The sequence below is a fragment of the Brevundimonas sp. EAKA genome (assembly GCF_000698025.1).
Lineage (GTDB): Bacteria > Pseudomonadota > Alphaproteobacteria > Caulobacterales > Caulobacteraceae > Brevundimonas > Brevundimonas mediterranea_A.
In genome coordinates this window covers 1-2,375 of record NZ_JMQR01000221.1, presented here as the reverse complement: position 1 = coordinate 2,375, position 2,375 = coordinate 1, and the positions used below count along the sequence as shown (strand labels likewise).

General features: G+C 66.7%; 5 protein-coding genes. All 5 read left to right on the top strand.

The window, feature by feature from the left end:
• Nucleotides 1-79 precede the first annotated feature (79 nt).
• Nucleotides 80-745 carry a glutathione S-transferase family protein gene (locus ER13_RS16995; protein WP_035311221.1) on the top strand — a complete coding sequence of 222 codons (666 nt, stop codon included), beginning with the start codon at nt 80-82 and terminating at the stop codon, nt 743-745.
• 53 nt (nt 746-798) lie between these two features.
• On the top strand, nt 799-999 hold the full coding sequence (locus tag ER13_RS16990; protein WP_008259424.1) for a hypothetical protein: 201 nt from the start codon (nt 799-801) through the stop codon (nt 997-999).
• Between the two features lie 146 nt (nt 1,000-1,145).
• A complete protein-coding gene (gene greA, locus ER13_RS16985; RefSeq protein WP_008260399.1) occupies nt 1,146-1,619 on the top strand; it encodes a transcription elongation factor GreA in 474 nt (157 codons plus the stop codon).
• A gap of 4 nt (nt 1,620-1,623) precedes the next feature.
• Complete coding sequence (locus ER13_RS16980) at nt 1,624-2,046, top strand: VOC family protein (RefSeq protein ID WP_035311218.1); 423 nt, start codon at nt 1,624-1,626, stop codon at nt 2,044-2,046.
• Nucleotides 2,043-2,375: ELM1/GtrOC1 family putative glycosyltransferase (locus ER13_RS16975; protein ID WP_368664392.1), on the top strand; the 333-nt coding region annotated here is incomplete at its 3' end. The genes ER13_RS16980 and ER13_RS16975, both read left to right, overlap by 4 nt.

Here is a 2,375-nt window from a genome sequence, read left to right as displayed (position 1 = left end):
GGAGCGGCCGCTCCCCGCGATAGGCCTCGACTTCCGGCCTCACGATGGGGATAGTCGAACCCGTTCGAACGGAGCCTCCATGATCAAAGTCCATCATCTGAACGACAGCCGTTCTCAGCGCGTGCTGTGGCTGCTGGAAGAACTGGGCCTGGACTATGAGGTGGTCCGTTACGAACGGGACGCGACCAGCCGGCTTGCGCCCCCGGAACTGCTGGCCATCCATCCGCTCGGCAAGTCGCCCGTGATCCAGGACGACGGCGTCACGGTCGCCGAGACCGGCGCCGTGGTCGAGTATCTGCTGGACACCTATGGCGAGGGCCGCCTGCGCCCGGCCGCCGGTTCCGAGGACGCCCGACGCTTCACCTATTGGCTCCACTACGCCGAGGGTTCCGCCATGCCGCCCCTGCTGCTGAAGCTGGTGTTCTCCATGCTGCCGCGGCGCGCGCCCGGCCTCGTCAGACCCTTGGTCAAGAGCATAGCCGCCAAGGCCCTGACCGGTTTCGTCGATCCGCAGCTGCGGACCCACGTCGGCTTCTGGGAGGACGAACTGGGACGGTCGGAGTGGTTCGCAGGCGACCAGTTCACCGCCGCCGACATCATGATGAGCTTCCCGGTGGAGGCCGGCGCCGACCGGGCCTTCGACCCGGCGACCAAACCCCGACTGAGGGCCTTCCTCGACAAGATCCACGCCCGCCCGGCCTATCGCCGCGCACTGGAACGGGGCGGGGCCTACAGCTACGCCTGAGGCGAAGACACGGCTCGGACGCAACCCGGCGACGTCACGAGCGTTAAGAGCCCATGCAATTTCGAACCATTCAGATCGTAGCGGGCCTGACGGCGGCGGTAGCCTTCGTTCTGGCCTTCATGGCCGCCGGCGCCGCCCTCGTGTCCGGCCTCTTCATGCTGGCCGGTCTCGCGGCGGTCGCTTGGCTGGCCTACAGCCTGATCAAGGGCGTCGTGCACCGCGACGACAAGTCCGAACCGCCTGCCCGCGCCTGACGCCTCCATCGATAACGGGGCTCGCTCTTGAAATCCTGAACGAGAAACCCTAATATTGATGCCCGGCCGCGCCCGCCCCGCGGCCTTTTGTGTGCCTACTCCGCGTCTTTCCAGTCTCCGGGCGAACCAGAAAAATCACGACACCAATGGAAAAAGTGCCGATGACGGCCGAGGGCTACCGTGTCCTCGACGATCAACTGAAGCAATTGAAGTCGGTCGAAAGGCCGAGCGTCATTGCGGCCATCTCTGAGGCCCGCGAGCATGGCGACCTGTCCGAAAACGCCGAATATCATGCCGCCAAGGAGCGTCAGGGCTGGATCGAAGGCCAGATCGCCGAGATCGAGGACAAGATCAGCCGCGCCCAGGTCATTGACGTGTCGAAACTGTCGGGCAGTCAGGTCAAATTCGGCGCCACGGTCACCGTGGTCGACGAGGACACCGAGGACGAGGCCCGGTACCAGATCGTCGGCGAACACGAAGCCGACGTGAAAAAGGGCAAGGTCTCGATCGCCTCGCCCATCGCGCGCGCCATGATCTCCAAGGAGGTCGGCGACGTGGTCGAGGTCAACACCCCCGGCGGCGTCAAGGCCTACGAAATCCTCAAGGTCGAGTGGAAGTAAGATCGTGACCGACGCCGCAGGAACACGCCCGCCTCTGGTGTCGCATGTTTCTGTGGGCGTCTCCGATCTGGAGAAGGCGGGCGCCTTCTATGACGCCGCGCTCGGCGCGTTGGGGATCGGCAGGGTCATGGACCATGTCATGGGCATGGCCTACGGCCGCGCCTTTCCCGAATTCTGGGCCTCCATCCCCCATGACCGCCAGCCATGCTCGGCAGGCAATGGCGTGCATGTCTGTTTCGCCGCATCCGATCGGGACGCCGTTGATCGTTTCCACGCCCAGGGCCTGGCGGCGGGCGGCCGCGATGACGGCGCCCCCGGCTTCCGGCCCGACTACGCGCCGGGCTATTATGCCGCCTTCCTGCGCGACCCTGACGGAAACAAGCTCGAGGCCATGACATGGGTCAGGCCGGCGTCGATCGACGCGTGACCGCCCCCTCGTCTTCCCGCGCCCTGACCATCTGGGTCGTCTCGGACGGCCGCGCCGGGATCGAGAACCAGGCCCTGGGCCTCGCCGAGGCGGTGGAACGCCTGACCCCGGCCGAGATCGCCGTCAAACACGTCCGCTGGCGCCCCCTGTTCGACCGCTTGCCGTCGGCCTTCAAGACCCCGGCCATGCTGGCGCCGACGTCCGACCCGCTGACGGCGCCCTGGCCCGATCTGTGGATCGCCACCGGCCGCGCCACCCTGCCGCTCTCGACCCGCGTCAAGGCCTGGAGCCAGGGCCGCACCTTCGTGGTCCAGACCCAGGACCCGCGC